At 68.6% G+C, this 19285-nt stretch carries 22 protein-coding genes; 10 read left to right on the top strand and 12 right to left on the bottom strand.

Annotation, left to right across the window (positions count from 1 at the left end):
- Positions 1-36: 36 nt before the first annotated feature.
- Positions 37-258, top strand: coding sequence for an RNA-binding S4 domain-containing protein (locus AB0F86_RS16675; RefSeq protein WP_181698170.1), 222 nt, complete (start codon positions 37-39; stop codon positions 256-258).
- 20 nt (positions 259-278) lie between these two features.
- Here the strand turns inward: AB0F86_RS16675 and rraA are convergent, their stop codons facing one another.
- From rraA to AB0F86_RS16640, 7 genes are all read right to left on the bottom strand, one after another.
- The gene (gene rraA, locus AB0F86_RS16670) at positions 279-767 is read right to left on the bottom strand and encodes a ribonuclease E activity regulator RraA (protein WP_067495230.1); all 489 of its coding nucleotides are present in this window, start codon (positions 765-767) and stop codon (positions 279-281) included.
- A gap of 13 nt (positions 768-780) precedes the next feature.
- Positions 781-1236 (bottom strand): SRPBCC family protein, encoded by a 456-nt coding sequence (locus AB0F86_RS16665; protein WP_225281666.1) that lies wholly within the window; start codon positions 1234-1236, stop codon positions 781-783.
- Between the two features lie 30 nt (positions 1237-1266).
- Positions 1267-2187: a CopD family protein gene (locus AB0F86_RS16660; protein WP_356984721.1), complete on the bottom strand. Its 921-nt coding sequence runs from the start codon at positions 2185-2187 to the stop codon at positions 1267-1269.
- Positions 2188-2193: 6 nt separating this feature from the next.
- A complete protein-coding gene (locus tag AB0F86_RS16655; RefSeq protein ID WP_356984794.1) occupies positions 2194-2694 on the bottom strand; it encodes a copper resistance CopC family protein in 501 nt (166 codons plus the stop codon).
- A 134-nt stretch (positions 2695-2828) separates the two neighbouring features.
- Complete coding sequence (locus AB0F86_RS16650) at positions 2829-3479, bottom strand: YcnI family protein (protein WP_356984720.1); 651 nt, start codon at positions 3477-3479, stop codon at positions 2829-2831.
- 40 nt (positions 3480-3519) lie between these two features.
- Complete coding sequence (locus tag AB0F86_RS16645; RefSeq protein WP_356984718.1) at positions 3520-4065, bottom strand: hypothetical protein; 546 nt, start codon at positions 4063-4065, stop codon at positions 3520-3522.
- A 4-nt stretch (positions 4066-4069) separates the two neighbouring features.
- Entirely contained in the window at positions 4070-4741 is a 672-nt protein-coding gene (locus AB0F86_RS16640; protein ID WP_356984716.1) for a DUF6474 family protein, read from the bottom strand.
- 133 nt (positions 4742-4874) lie between these two features.
- Between AB0F86_RS16640 and AB0F86_RS16635 the strand changes: the two genes are divergently transcribed.
- From AB0F86_RS16635 to AB0F86_RS16620, 4 genes are all read left to right on the top strand, one after another.
- A complete protein-coding gene (locus tag AB0F86_RS16635) occupies positions 4875-6590 on the top strand; it encodes a TM0106 family RecB-like putative nuclease (RefSeq protein WP_308017158.1) in 1716 nt (571 codons plus the stop codon).
- A gap of 13 nt (positions 6591-6603) precedes the next feature.
- Positions 6604-8562 (top strand): molecular chaperone HtpG, encoded by a 1959-nt coding sequence (htpG, locus tag AB0F86_RS16630; RefSeq protein WP_356984714.1) that lies wholly within the window; start codon positions 6604-6606, stop codon positions 8560-8562.
- Positions 8563-8781: 219 nt separating this feature from the next.
- The gene (locus AB0F86_RS16625) at positions 8782-10503 is read left to right on the top strand and encodes a GMC family oxidoreductase (RefSeq protein WP_356984712.1); all 1722 of its coding nucleotides are present in this window, start codon (positions 8782-8784) and stop codon (positions 10501-10503) included.
- A gap of 50 nt (positions 10504-10553) precedes the next feature.
- Positions 10554-11003: a GNAT family N-acetyltransferase gene (locus AB0F86_RS16620; protein ID WP_181698163.1), complete on the top strand. Its 450-nt coding sequence runs from the start codon at positions 10554-10556 to the stop codon at positions 11001-11003.
- A 53-nt stretch (positions 11004-11056) separates the two neighbouring features.
- Here AB0F86_RS16620 and AB0F86_RS16615 read toward each other — a convergent pair whose 3' ends face one another.
- Positions 11057-11824, bottom strand: coding sequence for an SDR family NAD(P)-dependent oxidoreductase (locus tag AB0F86_RS16615; protein WP_356984711.1), 768 nt, complete (start codon positions 11822-11824; stop codon positions 11057-11059).
- Positions 11825-12088: 264 nt separating this feature from the next.
- Between AB0F86_RS16615 and AB0F86_RS16610 the strand changes: the two genes are divergently transcribed.
- Both AB0F86_RS16610 and AB0F86_RS16605 read left to right on the top strand, forming a co-directional pair.
- Positions 12089-12964 (top strand): SDR family NAD(P)-dependent oxidoreductase, encoded by an 876-nt coding sequence (locus tag AB0F86_RS16610; RefSeq protein WP_181698161.1) that lies wholly within the window; start codon positions 12089-12091, stop codon positions 12962-12964.
- Positions 12961-13608: a TetR/AcrR family transcriptional regulator gene (locus AB0F86_RS16605; RefSeq protein ID WP_181698160.1), complete on the top strand. Its 648-nt coding sequence runs from the start codon at positions 12961-12963 to the stop codon at positions 13606-13608. Before AB0F86_RS16610 ends, AB0F86_RS16605 begins: the two co-directional genes overlap by 4 nt.
- On the opposite strand, the gene AB0F86_RS16600 is transcribed toward AB0F86_RS16605, so the two are convergent.
- The 4 genes from AB0F86_RS16600 to AB0F86_RS16585 all read right to left on the bottom strand — a co-directional run bounded on the left by AB0F86_RS16600 (position 13584) and on the right by AB0F86_RS16585 (position 16677).
- Positions 13584-14291: a TMEM165/GDT1 family protein gene (locus AB0F86_RS16600; protein ID WP_356984709.1), complete on the bottom strand. Its 708-nt coding sequence runs from the start codon at positions 14289-14291 to the stop codon at positions 13584-13586. The two genes, AB0F86_RS16605 and AB0F86_RS16600, sit on opposite strands and share 25 nt — an antisense overlap.
- A gap of 359 nt (positions 14292-14650) precedes the next feature.
- Entirely contained in the window at positions 14651-15178 is a 528-nt protein-coding gene (locus tag AB0F86_RS16595; RefSeq protein WP_067495270.1) for a peptidase, read from the bottom strand.
- A 143-nt stretch (positions 15179-15321) separates the two neighbouring features.
- Entirely contained in the window at positions 15322-15945 is a 624-nt protein-coding gene (locus AB0F86_RS16590; protein WP_067495485.1) for a superoxide dismutase, read from the bottom strand.
- A 120-nt stretch (positions 15946-16065) separates the two neighbouring features.
- Positions 16066-16677 carry a hypothetical protein gene (locus AB0F86_RS16585; protein ID WP_181698158.1) on the bottom strand — a complete coding sequence of 204 codons (612 nt, stop codon included), beginning with the start codon at positions 16675-16677 and terminating at the stop codon, positions 16066-16068.
- A 366-nt stretch (positions 16678-17043) separates the two neighbouring features.
- Between AB0F86_RS16585 and AB0F86_RS16580 the strand changes: the two genes are divergently transcribed.
- The 3 genes from AB0F86_RS16580 to AB0F86_RS16570 all read left to right on the top strand — a co-directional run bounded on the left by AB0F86_RS16580 (position 17044) and on the right by AB0F86_RS16570 (position 19224).
- Complete coding sequence (locus AB0F86_RS16580; RefSeq protein WP_181698157.1) at positions 17044-17403, top strand: rhodanese-like domain-containing protein; 360 nt, start codon at positions 17044-17046, stop codon at positions 17401-17403.
- 109 nt (positions 17404-17512) lie between these two features.
- Positions 17513-18460 (top strand): DUF4328 domain-containing protein, encoded by a 948-nt coding sequence (locus AB0F86_RS16575; protein ID WP_356984707.1) that lies wholly within the window; start codon positions 17513-17515, stop codon positions 18458-18460.
- Positions 18457-19224: a glycerophosphodiester phosphodiesterase gene (locus AB0F86_RS16570; RefSeq protein WP_067495278.1), complete on the top strand. Its 768-nt coding sequence runs from the start codon at positions 18457-18459 to the stop codon at positions 19222-19224. The genes AB0F86_RS16575 and AB0F86_RS16570 overlap by 4 nt, the downstream gene beginning before the upstream one ends.
- The last annotated feature ends 61 nt before the right edge of the window (positions 19225-19285 follow it).

The following is a 19285-nucleotide window of genomic DNA, read 5'->3' as shown; positions in this document are numbered from 1 at the left end:
GGCGACCGGATTTCCCGACGGGGTAAGTATTAGCGCATGTCGGAACCAGTGGACGTGCCGATCGATGACGAGGTCATCCGGCTCGGGCAATTCCTCAAACTGGCCAACCTGATCGATTCCGGTTCGGAGGCCAAGTCGGTGATCGCCCAGGGTCTGGTCCGGGTCAACGACGAGGTGGAACTGCGCCGTGGCAGGCAACTGCAGGTCGGCGACATCGTCGTGCTGGCCGGTCACAAGGTGCGGGTCGGCGAGGCCTGACCCGCACCCTGTGCGAGTTCTCAGTCCTCCGCGCGGACGACTACGCCGTCGTGATCGCTGTAGAGCATCTCGCCGGGGACGAAGGTGATGCCGCCGAACTCCACCGGCACATCGCGTTCGCCGCTGCCGGTCTGGGTGCTCTTGCGCGGGTTGGTGCCGAGCGCCTTCACCCCGATGTCGAGGGTGCGCAGGATGGCCGAGTCGCGCACGGCGCCGTTGACGACGACACCCGCCCAGCCGTTGTCCACGCCGCGGCCCGCGATGATGTCGCCGACCAGCGCGGTGTGCACGCTCGCCCCGCCGTCCACGACCAGCACCTTGCCCTCGCCCGGTTCGCCGAGGGTCTGCTTGACCAGCAGATTGTCCTGGAAGCAACGGATCGTGGTGATCCGCCCGGCGAACGCTTGACGGCCACCGAACTGGATGAACTGGGTATCGCAGCTGCGGATCTCGGGGCCGATCTCATCGGCCAGATCGGCGGTTGCCACTACATTCGCTGATTCGGTCATGACGCCGATTGTGTCAGGTGGTCGGGCGGTGGGCCTTCTCGATCTCGCTGATGAGCGCCTCGGTGGTGTGTTTCACGGCGATCTTGATGAACGGCTCGATGGTCCGGCCGAGCATCTTGCCCGCGATACCGCCGGGCACGAAGTACTGGATGTGCGCGTCGATGGTGCTGGTGTCGGCGCCCTTGGGCGTGAAGACGAACGTCGAGAGGATCTCGAAGCCCTTGATCGACTTGGTGCCGATCACCGAGCCCTCCTCCCAGCGCACCACTTCGATGCGGGAGGTGAGCGAGGCGGGGCCGAGCTTCATCTTCCCGTCGAACTTCGCGCCGACACCCTCGGTCTGGTCGGTGACCGGGGTGAAGGACTCGATGCCGTACCAGAATTTCGGCAGGTTGCGATAGTCGTTGACAAAGGCGAATGCCGTCTCGGCGGGCGCTGCGCAGTCTTCGACAATCCTCACGTCGCTCATACCGGCAACTGTAATGCGTTTGTATGGCGTCTAAGCGGTCACGGCCAGTGTGGCGGCCAAGCCGAGGGCCACCGCCATGAGCGTCACCTCGATCGCCGCGTTGCGGACCGACACGTCGGCGGTGACGCGATGCTCGGCGGCCCGGCCCACCCAGGTGCGCCGCCACCACCAGCCGAGCCCGGCGAGCATGGCGAGCACGACCACCTTGGCCAGCATGATCCGTCCGTAGCCGGTGGTCACCAGGGCAGGTATCGAGCCGATGCGGACGAGGCCGTCGATCAGCCCGGTCACCGCGATCACCGCGACCAGCGGCGCGGCGGCGGTCGAGTAGCGGGGTAGCGCGCTCGCCCAGCCGCCGCGCGTGCGCACGACGAGTGCCAGCGCGAGCAGCAGCCCGAACCACGCCGCCGCGGCCAGGGCGTGGACCGCGACGAGCACCGACCCGAGCACCTGCTGCGACATGTGCCCGGTGATGGGTCGCAGGGCGAGCGCGACCGCCGCGAACACCAGGACCAGGTCGGCCGAGGCGTCGTCGGGCCTGCGGAACGCCCACGCGGCGTAGCAGGCGACGGCGGCGGTGCAGAACAGGATGGCGATCCCGATCTGCCCGCCGCTGAGCCTGCCGAGGAACGTGCCGAATTCGCCCGCGGCGAGTTCGTGCACCGGCACGCCCACGATGCCCGCCGCCTCGCACACCAGCACGGTGAACTCGGCGCCGAGCCATATCGTGGCCAGCACCGCGACCGGCCGCCACGCCACCGCGAGCCGGTGGTCGAGGCGGGGCAGCGCCGCCAGCCCGAGCACCGTCGCGCCCGCACCGTCGGCGATCACCCGGGCCCACGCCGCTGCCGGAAAACCGCCGGTCCGGCGCAGTATCCAGGCGAGCGCGACCCCGGCGAGGGCGGCGACGACGACCGGAACCAGCACTCGCCACCGGCCTCCGGTCGTCATCGGCGGCTACTTCTTGCGGCCGGTGCCGAGCAGCGCCACCGCGAGACCGACGCCGAACAGCACGACACCACCGGCGACGAACACCCACACGGGCACGCCACCGGACTCCTCGCCGTCGGAGCCCTCGTCCTCGCCCGGCTTGGCGCCCGGTGTCCCGGTCCCTTCCTTGGTGAGGGTGAACGTCCTCGTCCCGCTGACGGGATGACCGTCGGCGGAGGTCACCCGGAACGCCATGGTGTATTCGCCGACCGGCCCGAGTTCACCCACTTCCACACTCACCGTGCGGCCCTCGACCACCGGCTTGCCCTTGGACCACAGCCGCCCGTCCGGACCGACCACCGTCAGCGAGGGAAACGTCTGCTGCAGTTCCTCGTTGAAGGTGATGCTCGCGCGCGCCGGTCCCGCCTCGATCGACGAACCGTCCTCGGGAACGCTGCTCACGGCACCGGAGTGCGCGTTCGCGATGCCGGTCGCACCGAAGATCAGGGCGAACAGGCCGGCCACCAGGGTGACGGCGAACCGCCGCGCCAGGCGACGCCGCGCCGACCGATTGATCTCGGCCACGACCTCGTTCGGCACGACGGCCTGGGGCGAGGACTGCCGTGACCGCCCGGACACCGCAGGAGTCTGGCAGCGTTGCATCACGACTTCCTCGACCGCGCGACGAGCCCGAGACCGAGCGCGGCGGCGAACAGGCCGAGTGCCAGGCCGATTCCACCGGTCCAGCGAGCCACCGAGTCGGACTCCGCTTCGGCGGGCTCGTCGGTGGCGACGTGGTGGTCACCGCCGTCGGAACCACCCGATTCGCTGAGTGCCAGTATGGGGGCCGGGTATTCGGGCTCGGCGCCGCCGGTGCTCGGCTGATCCCAGGCGACGACCTTGCCGTCGCTGTAGGTCTGCCGCGCGGGGAAGGTCACCTCGTCCTGTGTGGGCAGCGGTCCGAGCGAGAGCACGAAACGCTGGAACTGACCCGGTCCGACACCGGGGTTGCCCGGCTCGGCGGTCCAGGCGACGGCCACCGCCTCGCCCTTGTCGTTGCGTTCGATGCGCGAGGACCAGCCCGGCATCGGTTCGGTGCGAACGCTTTTCAGGTTCGGCACGGTGACGCTCACCGAGGTGGTCGAGGCGGTGTCGGATTCGTTGGGCACCTTGAAGGTGGCAACGGTGTACTTGCCTTTGGCGGCGCCGGGCGCGTCGACGGTGACGTGCGCCGCCGCCGAACCGCAGGCGGCGAGCACGAGAGCGGCCGCGAGACCGGCCGTTGCCGTCCCACGGGTGATGAAGTTGTGCATGGAATGCCTTCTGTCCGAAGAGTGCTGATGTCGAGTGAGATCAGGCGGACAGCGGCGGTGCGCGCGGACATCGCACACCTTCCAGGCGGGTGCCGAGGACGATGTCGACGGTTTCCGTCCAGCGCGCGGCACGGTGCGTGGGGTCGATTCGCGGAACGTCGAGTACCGCCCGGATCACGCCCGAGGCAACGAGATACAAGCGCTCGGCGGCGAGAATCAATGCGGCACAGACCAACGCGGCCAGCAGGTGCGCCACGACCATCGGCGCACTCGGCAGGTGCAGCACGTCGAGAACGCCGGCGTGATGATCGAGGGTCCCGTTCAGCGCGTAGTGCCCGGCCCATTGACCGCCGACGAGTGCTCCCGCTGCCCGCACCCACCCGGCATCGGCACGACGCGCGAAAGTGGGAAGAACCCGGCCCCCGGCGATCGCGCCCGTAGCGAGCGAAACCAGCAGCAACAGCGCTACTTCCGCCGACCGCGGCACCCCACCACCGGCCATACCGTGCGCGGCGACGGCGAGCGCGCCGACGAGTACGCCGCAGCCACCACCGCGCAGGCGGGAGGTGAGCTGCGGCGTCGTCACAGGTTCAGCGGACGCCGAGGCGGGCCAGCGCGTCGTTCTCCAGCACCGACAGTTCGGTGGAGATGGAGGTGTGCACGGCCTTGCGGCGCGCCGCGGGCATCTGCTCGGCGGTGCGCACGGCGACGGTGAGGTCGGTCAGCCGCGAACGGGCCGCCTCGACGAACTTCTCGGTGTCGCCGTCGGGGGAGTCGGCCGCGATCTTGTCCAGCGCGTTCTCGGTGTTGGTGATGCGGGCCTGCAGACGAGCGCCGTGGCCGCTGAACTCGCCGAGCTGGTCCAGGCCGATGCCGAGCTGCTGTGCCTTGCGCGCGTCGAGCTGCCCGCGCACCAGGGTGGCGCCACGGTAGGCCAGCGGCGCGAGCACCGGGATCAGCACCCGGGCCACCCCGATGTACTTGCGGATCTGGGCCGCGCTGAACAGTTCCCGATCGGCCTTGGCGGCCAGCTTCTGTGCCGCCTTCTCCTCGGCCTGCAGCGCGGCGATCTGCGCCTTGGCCACCTTTGCCTCGGTGCGGGTCTGCGCCTTAAGCGCGCGGCGGGTGGTCCGCTCGCCCGCCTTGGCCGCCTTGCGCTCGTTCTTGGCGCTGAGTTTCGCCTCGACGGCGGCTTTGTGCTTGAGCGCCTTCGCCTCCGCGCGACGACTTGGCCGCCGCTTACGCTTGCTGAACAACCCCATGAGATCAGGCCCTCCGTCATGCTCGCCAAGTCACGAGGCAGCGCCGTCCGGACCGGCCTGCCGTACTTCGTAGCGTAGTGGGATCAGGGTAGCGATTGGGCAATGTGTCGGGGGTAAGGACCATACTGCTGGTGTGCGTGCAGCCGAGGAGAACTTCGACAGCGGGCCGGTGACGATCCCGGCCCCGGCTTCCGCTGCGCTCGAAACCGAGCCCACAACGGCCACTTCGGCCGGTCGCGACGGCTCCCCGGCAGCCTTCCTCGACGCGCGCTCGCTCATCGGCTGCCGCCACCGGCTGCGCCTGGACGCCGCCAACCCCGGCATGCTCGCCGAGGTCAGGGAAGACCCGGGCGTGCAGCAGCGGCGCGAGGCGGCCACCGCGTACCGCACCAAGGTCCGCGACGAACTGGTCGGCGCCGCTCCCGACGACTGGGTTGTGATCGATCCGGCGCTGCGTGCCGGTGCGCGCGCCGCCGCGACGATGGCCGCGATGCGGGCGGGCGCGTCGCGGATCTGGGGTGGCCTGCTGCCCCAGGAACCCGACACCGGCCGCCGTGGTGGCGCCGAGTTCCTGCTGCGTGATGCCGATCGCGGCGGATACATCCCGATCATCGTCGTCAACCACAAGGTCACCGACCCGCGCCGCCCCGACCCGGCCGATTTCCACCCGCTCACCTCGGACCTGTTCCGCTGGGAGCCGCGCCGCGACAAGCACGTGAAGCTGCGTCCCCAGCCGCGCGACCAGCAGCGCCTGGCCCACCTGTACCGGATGTTGCAGCGCCACGGCCTGGCCAGTCCCGCGCTGGTCGGCGGCGCCATCGGTCTCGCGTTCGACCGCATCCTCGTGCACGACCTCACCGGTGTGCTCGCCGACTACGACCTGCGCTACGCCGACCGCATCGCGGTGGTGCGCGGCGAACTGCCCACCCAGCCGTCGAAGGTGCCCGAGTGCAGGCAGTGCCCCTGGTGGGTGCGCGGGCCGGAGCCCGATCAGCCGGGGTGCGAGGGCACGCTGGCGGCGATGCGGGACGTGAGTCTGGTCGCGCCCGGCTCGCGGGCCGAGGTGCTGCGTGTGCACGGCGTACAGACCATCGACGAACTGGCCGCTTGGATCGGCGAGGAACCCGAGGACTGGCAGCACGGCCCGTTCACCGAGACCGTCGTCACCGCACGCGCCTGGATCGCCGGCGCACCGCTGGTCCGGCGCTTCGACACCGTCAGCGTGCGCCGGGCCGACGTGGAGATCGACGTCGATCTGGAGAGCTACCAGGAAGACGGCGCCTACCTCTGGGGCACCCTGCTCGACGACGTGTACCGCCCGTTCGTCACCTGGGACCCGCTGCCCACCGACGACGAGGGCCGTTCCTTCGGCGAGTTCTGGACCTGGCTGATGGCACAGCGCGCGCAGGCGCATGCGGCGGGCAAAACCTTTGCCGCCTACTGCTATTCGCGTACCGCCGAGGACAAGTGGCTCTACGAGTCGGCGCGCCGGTTCGCGGGCAGGCCGGGCATCCCCACCCACGAGGAGGTGCGCGCCTTCGTCGACTCACCCGAGTGGGTCGACATGTTCCAGGCCGTCACCGACCAGTTCATCTGTCCGAACGGCAAGGGACTCAAGAAGATCGCGCCCGTCGCCGGTTTCGGCTGGCGTGATCCCGAAGCCGGTGGTGAGGCGTCGATGGGCTGGTACCGCCGCGCGGTCGGTTACGACGCCGACAGCGACATGTCGCAGCGCACGCGCCTGCTCGAGTACAACGAAGACGATGTCCGCGCCACCCAGGTCCTGCGCGAATGGATGACCACTAAGGCTGTAGTTGAGGTTCCCTCGCTCAAGGACTTCGCCCGGTAATACCATTGTCGGCGTGACAGAAGCAGTCGAAACACTCGAGTTCCAGGCCGAGACCCACCAGCTCCTCGAGCTGATGATCCACTCGGTGTACTCCAACAAAGACACGTTCCTGCGGGAGCTGATCTCGAACGCTTCCGACGCACTGGACAAGCTCAAGCTGGCCACGTTCCAGGACAAGGACCTCGTCGCCGACACCACCGATCTGCACATCGAGCTGGATGTCGACTCCGACGAGCGGGTCCTGACCGTGCGCGACAACGGCATCGGCATGTCCCGTGCCGAGGTGATCGATCTGATCGGCACCCTCGCCAAGTCCGGCACCGCCGAGCTGCGCCGCAAACTCACCGAAGCCAAGTCCGACGCCGCGGCCGAGGAGCTGATCGGCCAGTTCGGCATCGGCTTCTACTCCACCTTCATGGTCGCCGACAAGGTCACCCTCACCACCCGCAAGGCGGGCGAGACCGAGGGCACCCGCTGGGAAGCCGCGGCAGGCAGCTCCACCTACACGATCGACACCGTCACCGACGCACCGCAGGGCACCTCGGTGACGCTGGCGCTGAAGAAGCCCGACGAGGACGATCACCTTTTCGATTACACGCAGGAATGGAAGCTGCGCGAGATCGTCCGCAAGTACTCCGACTTCATCGCCTGGCCGATCCGCATGCAGGTCGAGCGGACCGTGATGGAGGGCGAGGGTGAGGACAAGGTCGAGAAGACCGTCGTCGAGGACCAGACGCTGAACTCGCAGAAGGCGTTGTGGACGCGCCCGCGCGGCGAGGTCACCGACGAGGAGTACAAGGAGTTCTACCACCACGTCAGCCACGCTTGGGACGACCCGCTCGAGATCATCCCGATGAAGGCGGAGGGCACCTTCGAGTACCAGGCGCTGCTGTTCCTGCCCTCGACCGCGCCGTTCGACCTGTTCACCCGTGAGCACAAGCGCGGCGTGCAGCTGTACGTGCGCCGGGTGTTCATCATGGACAACTGCGAAGAGCTGATGCCGGAGTACCTGCGCTTCGTCAAGGGTGTGGTCGACGCGCAGGATCTGTCGCTGAACGTGTCGCGCGAGATCCTGCAGCAGGACCGCCAGATCCAGATGATCCGCAAGCGTCTGGTGAAGAAGGTGCTCTCGACGGTCAAGGATCTGCAGTCGGCCGAGGACCAGACCAAGTACCAGACCTTCTGGACCCAGTTCGGCCGGGTTCTCAAGGAGGGCTTGCTGTCCGACACCGACAACCGCGAAACCCTGCTCACCGTTTCGTCTTTCGCCTCCACGGCCTCCGAGTCCGAGCTCACCACGCTCGCGCAGTACGTGGAGCGGATGAAGGACGGCCAGGACGCGATCTACTACATGACCGGCGAAAGCCGTGCGCAGGTGGAGAATTCGCCGCACCTGGAGGCCTTCAAGGCCAAGGGGCTCGAGGTGCTCGTGCTCACCGACCCGGTCGACGAGATGTGGGTCGGCTCGGTGCCGGAGTTCGACGGCAAGAAGTTCCAGTCCATCGCCAAGGGCGAGGTCGATCTGGAGACCGAGGAGGAGAAGAAGGAGACCGAGGCCCTGCGCGAACAGCAGGACAAGGACTTCGCCGACCTGCTCGCCTGGCTCGGCAAGACCCTGTCCGAGGTCGCCAAGGAGGTGCGCCTCACCAACCGGCTCACCACCTCACCGGCCTGCCTGGTCGGCGACGTCTTCGACTTCACCCCGATGCTCGAGCGCATGTACCGCGCGTCGGGTCAGGCGCTGCCGGAGTCCAAGCGCATCCTCGAGCTCAACCCCACCCATCCGCTGGTCACCGGTCTGCGCGACGCCTACGACGCGCGCAAGTCCGATGCCGACGAGGGCAAGGTGCCCGAGCTCGCCGAGACGGCCGAATTGCTGTACGGCACGGCGGTTCTCGCCGAGGGCGGCGAACTGAAGGATCCGGCCCGCTTCGCCCACCTGCTCACCGAGCGTCTGACTCGCACGGTGTGACACGACGCCGCCTCGGCGGGACCGTTGTGCTGCGGCACAACGGGTCTCGCCGGGGTCGGTTCGGTGGCGGCTCGCGGTCGAGGTCACGGATCGGCTGTGCCGATCGGCCGCGCGGCGGTGTTGTGACGGTTACCAGTCCCGGAGGGGCCGCCCTGTGTCCTGTGGCAATGCCGCACGAGCCCGGTTCGGGAGCGGGGCGCTGCTCCTAGGCTCGCGACAATGGTGGACGTGAACACCCATTACGACGTGCTGATCGTCGGATCGGGTTTCGGCGGCAGCGTCACGGCGCTGCGGCTGGTGGAAAAGGGATACCGGGTCGGCGTGCTCGAGGCGGGCCGCAGGTTCGCCGACGCCGATTTCGCCGCGACCAACTGGGACCTGCGCCGCTACCTGTGGGCGCCACGACTCGGCTGCTACGGCATTCAGCGCGTGCATCGCCTGCGCGACTGTTTCATCCTGGCCGGAGCCGGTGTCGGCGGCGGGTCGCTCAACTACGCCAACACGCTGTACAAGCCGGGGAAGGCGTTCTTCGCTGACAAGCAGTGGGCGGGCATCACCGACTGGGAAGCCGAATTGTCCCCGCACTACGAGCAGGCCACCCGCATGCTCGGGGTGGTCCGAAACCCGCTGCACACTCCGGCCGACACGGTCATCAAGGCGGTGGCCGAGGAGATGGGCGTCGGGCACACCTTCGTGCCGACTCCCGTCGCGGTGTACTTCGGCGAGCCGGGCCGTACCGACGCCGACCCGTACTTCGGCGGTGTCGGCCCTGCCCGCACCGGCTGCGTGAAGTGCGGTGAATGCATGACAGGCTGTCGGCACGGCGCCAAGAACACGCTGGTCAAAAACTATCTCGGGCTGGCCGAGCAGGCCGGGGCGACCGTACTGCCGATGACCACCGTGACGGCCCTGCGTCCGCAAACCGACGGCACCTGGCTCGTCGACACCGAGCGCACCGGCAGCTGGATCCGCAAGCAGCGCACCACGTTCTCCGCCGACCGGGTGGTGCTCGCCGCGGGCACCTGGGGCACCCAGCGACTGCTGTTCCGTATGCGCGACCGCGCCATCCTGCCCGCGCTGTCGCCGCGCCTCGGTGTGCTCACCCGCACCAACTCCGAGGCCATCCTCGGCGCGGGCCGAACCACCGTGAATCCCGACATCGAGGTCACCACGGGGGTGGCGATCACCTCCTCGTTCCACCCGACGCCCGACACCCACGTGGAACCGGTGCGCTACGGCCGGGGTTCCAATGCGATGGGCCTGCTGAACACCTACCTCGTCGACGGCGACCAGCGCACACCGCGCTGGCTGCGGGTGCTCGGCATCGCGGGCCGTCATCCGATCCGCACCGTGCGCCTGCTGCGCACCACACGCTGGAGCGAGCGGACCCTGATCCTGCTGGTGATGCAGAGCCTGGACAACTCCATCACCACCTACACCAAGCGTGGGCTGTTCGGCCGCCGCTACACCAGCAAGCAGGGGTACGGCCACCCCAATCCGTCCTGGATTCCGGCCGGGCACGAGGTGACCCGAAGGGTCGCCGAGAAATTCGGCGCCACCGCGGGCACCACCTGGCCCGATGTCTTCGGTGTTCCGATGACCGCGCACTTCATCGGCGGATGCGCCATCGGCGCCGATTCGGCCACCGGCGTGATCGACCCCTACCACCGGGTGCACGGTTATCCGGGACTGAGCATCGTCGACGGCTCGGCCATTTCGGCGAACCTGGGAGTCAACCCGTCGCTGACCATCGCCGCGCAGGCGGAACGGGCGGCGGCGCTGTGGCCGAACCGAGGTGAGGCCGATCCGCGGCCGCCGACGGGGGAGCCGTACCGCCGGATCGCGCCGGTCCCCCCGCGTGCTCCCGTTGTGCCCGCCGGTGCCCCTGCGGCCCTGCGGTTGCCCATCGAACCGGTGGACCGGTCGGCCGTCGGCGCGTGAACCGGATCGAACACCGTGCCGAATAAGCGATTTCGGTCCACCATGGACATATGGGTGGGCACGAGATTCGGCGAGCACGTCCCGAGGACTACGACGAACTGATCGGGGTGGTCGACGACTGGTGGGGGCGGGCCGTGACGCACAACCTGCCGCGCATGTTCCTCGACCACTTCCATCGCACCAGCCTGATCGCCACCGACGACGCCGGAATCTCCGGATTCCTCATCGGTTTCGGCTCACCCGCCGACGCCGACGCCGCCTACATCCACTTCGTCGCCGTGCGCCCCGACGCCCGCAAATCCGGCCTCGGCCGCACCCTCTACGACGAGTTCTTCACGATCGTGCGCGCCGAGGGCCGAAAGCTGGTGTCGGCCATCACCTCACCGTCGAACTACACCTCGATCGACTTCCACCGCAGCCTCGGCTTCACGGTGACCGGACCGGTCGCGAACTACAACGGCCCGGGCCGGGCCCTCATCACCTTCGAGCGTGTCCTGTAGAAACGCCGAACGGCGCCTCCGAAAACGAAGGCGCCGTTCGGTATTCGAACTGCTTACCTGGGCGCCATGCGCAGGGCGCCGTCCATGCGGATCGTCTCGCCGTTGAGGTAGTCGTGGCGGGCGATGTACTCCACCAGCTGGGCGTACTCGTCGGGACGGCCCAGCCGCGACGGGAACGGAACGCCCGCCTCGAGGTTCTTGCGGTAGTCCTCGGTGACGCCGGCGAGCATCGGGGTATCGATGATGCCGGGGGCGATGGTGTTCACCCGGATACCGAACTGCGCCAGGTCACGCGCGGCGGGCACGGTCATACCGTGCACGCCACCCTTGGACGCCGAGTACGCGATCTGACCGATCTGACCCTCGAACGCCGCCACCGACGCGGTGTTCACGACCACGCCGCGCTGGCCGTACTCGTCCACCGGCTCGGTCTTGGCGATGGCGTCGGCCGCCAGCCGCATCACATTGAAGGTGCCGAGCAGGTTCACGGTGATGACGGTGCGGAACAGCTCGAGATCGTGCGGGCCGTTCTTGGACAGGATGCGACCCGCCCAGCCGACACCGGCACAGTTCACCACGATGCGCAGCGGCGCCGGGCCCTCGGCCACCTGGGCGACCGCAGCGGCGACCTCGTCGTTGCTCGTCACATCGGCGGCGATCAGGGTGACACCGTCGGGCAGGTTGCCGCCCGCGCGCTCGATGGACTGCGGGATGTCGAGACCGAACACGGTGGCACCCGCCTCGGCCAGGCGCTTGGCGGTAGCGGCACCGAGACCGGACGCGCCTCCGGTGACGATTGCGGCGGAACCAGAAATCTCCACAAATTCTCCTGTGTTTATTGGCGGCTGGCGCCGCGGGTCTCGGCGCTAAGCGCCGCCTCTTCCCTCCCTGCGGGCACTCCTTCGTCGCACCCTTCGGTCAGTCCAGAGGCGGCGACGCGCCGAGACCGGTCGTGGTTTTGCGGCCTTATCGGCCTTCTGCCAATAATGCACCATAGCGTTGCGGGGTGTGGTGTGGCGCACCCCTACCTCGGTGTAGCCGAAATCGTCGCGAACAGCGGTGTTTGCCGGTGGTAGCGTGCCGTCATGAGATCGTTCGCCGGTCCGAGCGTGGCCGGGCGCAGGGTCCTGATCACGGGTGCCGCGCGCGGGATCGGTGCTGCGCTGGCGCGGCGGCTGGCGGCGAAGGGGGCGCGGGTCGCGCTGCTCGGGATCGAGCCGGAACTGCTCGCCGAGGTGGCCGCGGAATGCGGTGACGTGCCGTGGCGCTACTGCGATGTGGCCGACCCGGCCCAGGTGGGGCGGGTGATTCCGGTGCTGGTCGCCGAACTCGGTGGGCTGGATGTGCTGGTGGCCAACGCGGGGATCGCCAAGCAGATGGCGATGGTCGGTGGTGACGCCTCGGTGCTCGAGGAGACGCTTGCGGTGAACGTGCTCGGTGTCGCGTACGCGGTGCAGGCGGCGGGCCCGTATATCGCGCACGCGGATGGGTACGTCCTGATGATGTCGTCCATCTCGAGTGCCGTGCAGCTGCCGCTCGGCGGCGCCTACAGTGCGTCGGCGGCCGCGGTGGCCGCGCTCGCGGAAACGCTGCGCTTCGAATTGTCCTCCACGGGAGCCAAAGTGGGCGTCACCTACTTCGCGGGGATCGACACCGACATGACCGTGCGCGGCTTCGACACCGCCGCCGCGCACACCATCCTCGGCGGCACGAGCCTGGCGGGGATCTCGCCGATCGGCCCGGCCGTCGACGCCATGGAACGGGCTGTGGCCCGCCGCAAGGCCACGGTGTACGCGCCGTGGTGGGTGGCGATGGCCCGGCCGCTTCGCCCCTTCGCCCAGCTGGTCGTGCAACGGCTGCACGGCAACAGAGTGGCGCGCGCCGTCGAGATCGCCCGCGACGAGGACGCACCGTTCACCACCGACCAACCGGCCCGGCCGCGCAGAATGGAACGGCAATGAGTGAGGAACCCGGATCGACCCTGCGTCAGCTGCCACGCGGGCGCCACCGCCTCTCGCGGGCGGAAGTGGTCGCGTCCCAGCGCGAACGCATCCTCGTCGCGATGGGGGAGGCGATGTGCGAGAGCGGCTATGTCGGCACGCCGGTCGCGGCGGTGCTCAAACGCGCCGGGGTGTCCCGCGAGACGTTCTACGAGCAGTTCCGTTCCAAGGAGGACTGTTTCCGCGCCGCCTTCGACCGCGCCTCCCAGCTGCTCTCGGATCGGTTGCAGGACACCATCGCCGAACTCGCCGACGCCGACGCGCCCACCCGGATGGATCGCATCCTCACCGCCTACTTCCAGCATCTGATCGACGATCCCGCCTCGGCACGGCTGTTCCTCGTCGAGGTGTACGCGGCGGGACAGGCAGCGATCGCGGCCCGGATGGACCTGCAGCACCGGTTCGTCACCGTGGTGGCGGCGATGCTCGGCGCCGAAACCGACGAGCAGCGGTTCGCCTGCGCCACGCTGGCGGCGGCGATCGGCGCGATGGTCACCGGCAAGATCGCCGGCGGCGACCTCGACAGCCTGTGGGAGCTGAAGGATCAGCTCATCGCGTTGGCGCAGCGCTCGGGCACGGTTTACGGCAACGCCTTCGCCGGCTGATCCACCGGCTCGCGCTCACGCCGGGAGAACCGCCAAGCCAGTACCCCGGCGCCGGTGAGGGCGGGGGCGAGCAGGGCGAGCGCGACGGCGGCGATGCCGTCGACGCCGGGGACGAAGGCGTCGAGCAGGGTTTTCCCGGCGAAGAACAGGAACAGCAGACCCGAGGCGATGGCGATCCCGCGCTCGGGCAGGTGCTTACCCGCGAACTTGCCGACCAGAATCGCCAGCCCACCCGCGGCGACCATGCCCGCCACCGAGCCGATCCACACCGCGAGCCAGCTGTTGTTCGAGGCGAGCGCGGCTGCGGCGAACATGGTCCGGTCGCCGAGCTCGGCGAGCATGAAGGCGGAGATCACCACGAGGAAGGCATTGCGGGTGCTCGGTGGTTCGGGAGCGGTCTCGGCGTCGTCGGCCGAGCCGAGCGCGTCGCGCAGGGTCCACACGCCGACCGCGAGCAGGGTGAGCGCGGTCACCACCGCGATGGCACCAGCGGGCAGCGCCGTGCCGAGAAAGTGGCCGACACCGGCGGCGATGAGGTTCACGGCGACACTGGCGACACTGATACCGGCCAGGACGACCCACCAGCGGTAGCGCAGCGAGAAGGTCAGCGCCATCAGCTGCGATTTGTCGCCAAGCTCGGCCAGGAAGATCACGCCGAAGCTCAGCAGGATCGTGGCGATCAATGAATTCAGCTCCCAGGTAACAACTTCCGGCCTGCGGCTGAGACGGGGATGCCTTCAGCCACACCGGTCGAATGATCGGTTTCGTGGCCGAAGGTCTCGCCCACCGGTGACTACCGGTTCGCGCAGCCGGATCGCCCCGGTGGTGGCGGCGATCAGTATGTCGACTGGGCGATTGCGGGCTACTCCCCTTCGCTGTCGTCCACCATAGCGCGGTTGCTCCCGGAATGCCAACATCGCATCACCGAAAGGGCAACGGACACAATAAGTTTGGCTGAGCGGCCCGGATAGTTCGGTTTCCCTGAATTCCGGATCGGGAAACCCTGTTGCCAGTGGTTCGCCAGGCCTGTGCCGTGAAAGTTTCAGGCAGCCAACAGCATTGCCAGGACGGCGGTATCCGGGTCGCTGATGAGATCCATGCCGACCCGGCTCACCAGGGAGGTGACGGTGCCGTCGAGTTCGGCCTCGGCCCAGGCGGCCCGATGCTCCAAACCCAGATGCGGCACACCAGGCAGCAGCACGCACCCGGACGCGGCGCCCACGCACTCGGGCAGCGACGGCCGGGTCTGCGACGGCGGATGCAGCATCAGCAGGGCGGGCGGCACATGCTCGGCGAAACGCCCCGGCTCGATCGCCTGGTCGCCCACCACCGGGCCCTCGGCGAGGACGAGACCGACGGTGTCGGGTTCCGGATCGTCGGGCAGCTCCTCACGTACCCCGAACACGGTGCTGGTGAGCAGCAGGCCCGGCAGCGACGCCACCCGCACGGCGAGCACGAGTACTTGCGCCCACTCCTTGGTGGTATCCGGCCACCGCCCCGACACCACGAACCCCCGCAGACGACCATCCGCCTGAAACGGCGTGAACCCGATCGGCCCCTGAACAGTCATGACGACCTCCCGACTTACGAGATAAGTCAGGAATAGCCCCGAACCCTATTGGCACACAAGTACCAATGAGTGCCAGGAACTGGTCATTCCACGCAAAAGGCCCCCCGGGCGAACGCCGGGAGGCCCTTCACGGAAAGTACTACTCACCCAAAGATGAGGCCCTTGCCCTGGTTGACGGCGCGGGCGAAGCGGTCCTGCACGTCGGCCCAGTTGACGACGTTCCAGAACGCGGTCACGTAGTCGGCCTTGACGTTCTTGTACTGCAGGTAGAAGGCGTGCTCCCACATGTCGACCTGCAGCAGCGGGATGATGCCGAGCGGCACGTTCGCCTGCTGGTCGTACAGCTGGAAGGTCAGCAGCTTCTGGCCGAGGGTGTCGTAACCCAGGACGGCCCAGCCCGAACCCTGCAGGCCGTTGGCGGCCGCGGTGAACTGCGCGCGGAACTTGTCGAACGAACCGAACTGGTCGTCGATGGCCGCGGCCAGGTCGCCTTCCGGCTTGTCACCACCGTTGGGGGAGAGGTTCTTCCACCAGATCGAGTGGTTGGCGTGACCACCCAGGTGGAAGGCCAGGTTCTTCTCGTGCAGGAAGATGGCGCTGTGATCGCCCGCTTCGCGCGCGGCTTCCAGCTTCTCCAGCGCGGTGTTCGCGCCGGCGACGTAGGCGGCATGGTGCTTGGAGTGGTGGATCTCGTTGATCTGCCCCGAGATGTGGGGCTCCAGTGCGCTGTAGTCGTAATCCAGATCCGGCAGCGTGTACTCGGCCACGTTGTCCCTTTCCTGTGTCGGGCTGTGTGCGCCCATCCGATCGAGCACACCAACCATCATTCGTACACCCGATTCGTGCAACCGACGACGCGCGGGCTGTATTTCTGATGGCCCAGCCGATTACAGCGGGGGCGCGACATCCGCCTTCGATGCGCGGGTATCGCCCGAGTCGTGGGCGGCCCACCAGCGGCGACCGCCCTCGACGAACTCGGCCATCGGGATCTCGCGGCCGTCCAGGTCGGTAATTGTGATCTTGTCGAACCATACTCGGACGTCGAGTTCGCGCGGATCGATGCCCTCCTCCTGGGAGAATTCGATGACATGCGCGGCGATGCGCTGGTCGAGCACCGTGTCGAAGCTGAGCAGCTCGCTCCACAGCGTCCAGCCGCTGTCGTCGACGTCGATGAACTCCCAGCCGTGCAGGCCGCCGCCGCCGAAGCTCTCGATGGCCTCGTCGAGCTGGTCGAGGGTGAGGGGAAGAACGCGGGCGTCGATGTCGTCCCAGCGCTGGATGCGCAGCGACGCGGCGACGCGGGTGACACCGGTGAAGGTGAGCAGCACTTTGCGCTCACCGGGTTCGGCGCCGTCGGCGGGCTGGGTGAGCACCGCCAGGCACAGCTGCAGCTTGCCCGCGTCGGCGTCCACCTCCACACCGAGACAGGTCGATTCGGACAAAGCGGTATTCAGGCCGTTGCGGTCGAAACTGTCGAGTAGCCCCCTGCTCTGGTTCATGCGCTCAGGCTACCGATCCGCCCGCCCAGATCCCACGAAATGGGATTTTCACTAGTGATGTCGTTTTTATGGAACCGAAACGGCCCGGCGTGCGTCCAAGTAGATGTCGGGATCAGTGCGGACGCGAAATCCCGACGTCAGCGGCGAACGACCGCTCCGGGATGTCAGGAGGGGAGTCCCGGATCGGTCGTTCCCATGCCGCGCGAACCAGCCCGAACCCCGCTCGGCGGGCGGACACGCCCGATCGTGTGCTGATCGATTGCTGAGACCTGTGGATCGAGCTGTGGATTCTGTGGATAACCGTGATCGGTCCACAGACCACGCACACGGCGCCCGGCACCGCTTCGGGCATGGCAGGATCGAGGCGTGACGAGCTCCGATGTCCCCACGGTGCCGGTGGGCGAGGTACCGGCCGGGTTCGACCGCGCGGAACCGGTCCCCGGCGCCCAGCTGCTCGACGTGCGCGAACCCGACGAATGGGAGCTCGGGCACGCACCGGGCGCCATCCATATCCCGATGGTCGACGTCCCTGCCCGCCTCGACGACATCGATATCGACGCCGAGGTCTACGTGGTGTGCAGGCAGGGCGGGCGCTCGATCGAGGTGGTCAAGTACCTGACCCACATCGGGTACGAGGCCTGTCATGTGTCCGGAGGCATGGTCGCCTGGCAACAGACCGGCCGTCCGGTGGTCGCCGACGGCGACCACGAAGCCAAGATCTACTAGTCCGGAACGGGGTGCGCGGGTGAGTTCGGTGGTGCAACCATGTGCACGCTGTGGCGCGCGGTGGGCCGTGCAGGGCGCGCCGATGCACTGGTGCCCGCGCTGTCGTGGCGTGCTGCTGTCCCCGGGCAAGGTCGACGCGCCGCCGGAGAAACGCAACTACCGCTGGGTCGCCCGCAGGCCCGATCATCGCGACCGCCGCGTCAGCTCCCGCACCGTCCGTGCCGACCCCGGCCCGACTCCCCGCTACACCGAGGTACCGCGCTGGGGTCTGCTCGACCCGCCGCCCGCCCAGCCGCGCACACTGCGCAGGCCGTTGCGCGGCATCGCCGACCGGCGTGACCGGCTGCTCGTCATGACCGCGGCGGCGTTCGTGCTCGCCGGCCTCGCCGAATACGGCCGCTACCTGATCCTGCTGCAGAACCGCACCCGCCTGATCCCGAGCTGGCTGCTCTGGATCTCCGACGCCACCGTGTGGCTGTTCGGGACGCTCGCGCCGATCCTCGCGCTGCTGACGGCGCTGTCGCTGGGCTCGTGGCTCATCGAGGCCCGCCGTGCCGCCTACGCGGCGCACGGCAGCCGCGACCCGCGCCGGTCATGGACACTGATCGCCGGTTGCGTGATCCCGGGTGTCAACCTCGTCTGGCCCGGCGTCTTCCTCACCGAACTCGCCGCGGCGCATCCCGATCCACGCGCACTGCGCGCGGTGCGGATCTGGTGGGCGGCCTGGGTGAGCAGCGGGGTGCTGTTCATCGCCGCGACGCTGTGGCGCAATGCCTCTACCCTGCAAGCCGAGGCCGACGGTGTCTCGTTCACCGGGTTCACCGACCTGTGCGCGGCCGGGTTCGCGGTGCTCACGCTGTGGACGGTTCGCCTGCTCGAGGGACGTGACCTGCGTGGGAATCCCCGTTCGGCGCACCGCCTGCTGATCGCCGCCGACCCGGCGCAGGAGGTCATCGCCCCGGTGGAACCGGGCGGTGCGAGTACGGCCGAGGAGACAGAGCGTTCGGAATCCGCCGAGCCGGGCGAGAATCCGCACAAGGAGGTTGTGGCCAAGTGAGTCAGGGCAATCGCGCGCCGTTCGTCGTCGCGCATCGCGGTGCGTCGGGGGAGCTTCCCGAGCACACTCTCGCCGCCTACGAACTCGCCCTGACCGAGGGCGCCGACGGGGTGGAATGCGATGTCCGGCTCACCCGCGACGGCCACCTCGTGTGCGTGCACGACCGCACCGTCGACCGCACCGCCGACGCGACGGGCCTGGTCAGCGAGCTGACCCTGGACGAGTTGCGCGACATGAACTTCGGCACCGAGGACGCACCGGCGGGCGTGCTCGCCCTGAGCGACCTCATCGGCCTCGTCCTCGACTGGCGCAGCCGCCCGACCAAACTCTTCATCGAGACCAAACACCCCGTGCGCTACGGCGCCCTGGTGGAGAACAAGGTGCTCGCCGAACTCCAGCGCTTCGGCATCGCCACCCCCGCCTCGGCGGATCATTCGCGCGCCGTCGTGATGTCGTTCGCCGCCACCGCCGTCTGGCGCATCCGTCGTGCGGCACCGCTGCTGCCGACGGTGCTGCTCGGCGAGTCTTCGCGCTTCCTCGGCGGCGGCGCGGCGACGACGGTCGGCGCGACGGCGGTCGGTCCGTCGGTGAAAACCCTTCGTGAGCACCCGGAACTCGTCGACAAGGCCGCCGCGGCGGGCCGGGCCACCTACTGCTGGACGGTCGACGATCCCGAGGATGTGCAGCTGTGTGCCGACCTCGGCGTGAGCTGGGTGGCGACCAACCACCCCGGCCGAACCAAAGCGCTGCTCGCCACGCTGTGATATCGGCGGCCGGGGCCGCGGTTCTCGTCCAGAGTCGGAGGCGCGCCGAGAACGGGGGCGC

Source organism: Nocardia sp. NPDC023733, assembly GCF_040639775.1.
Lineage (GTDB): Bacteria > Actinomycetota > Actinomycetes > Mycobacteriales > Mycobacteriaceae > Nocardia > Nocardia rosealba.
The sequence above is the reverse complement of the archived record's forward strand: the minus strand, read 5'-3'. Positions and strand labels throughout refer to the sequence as shown.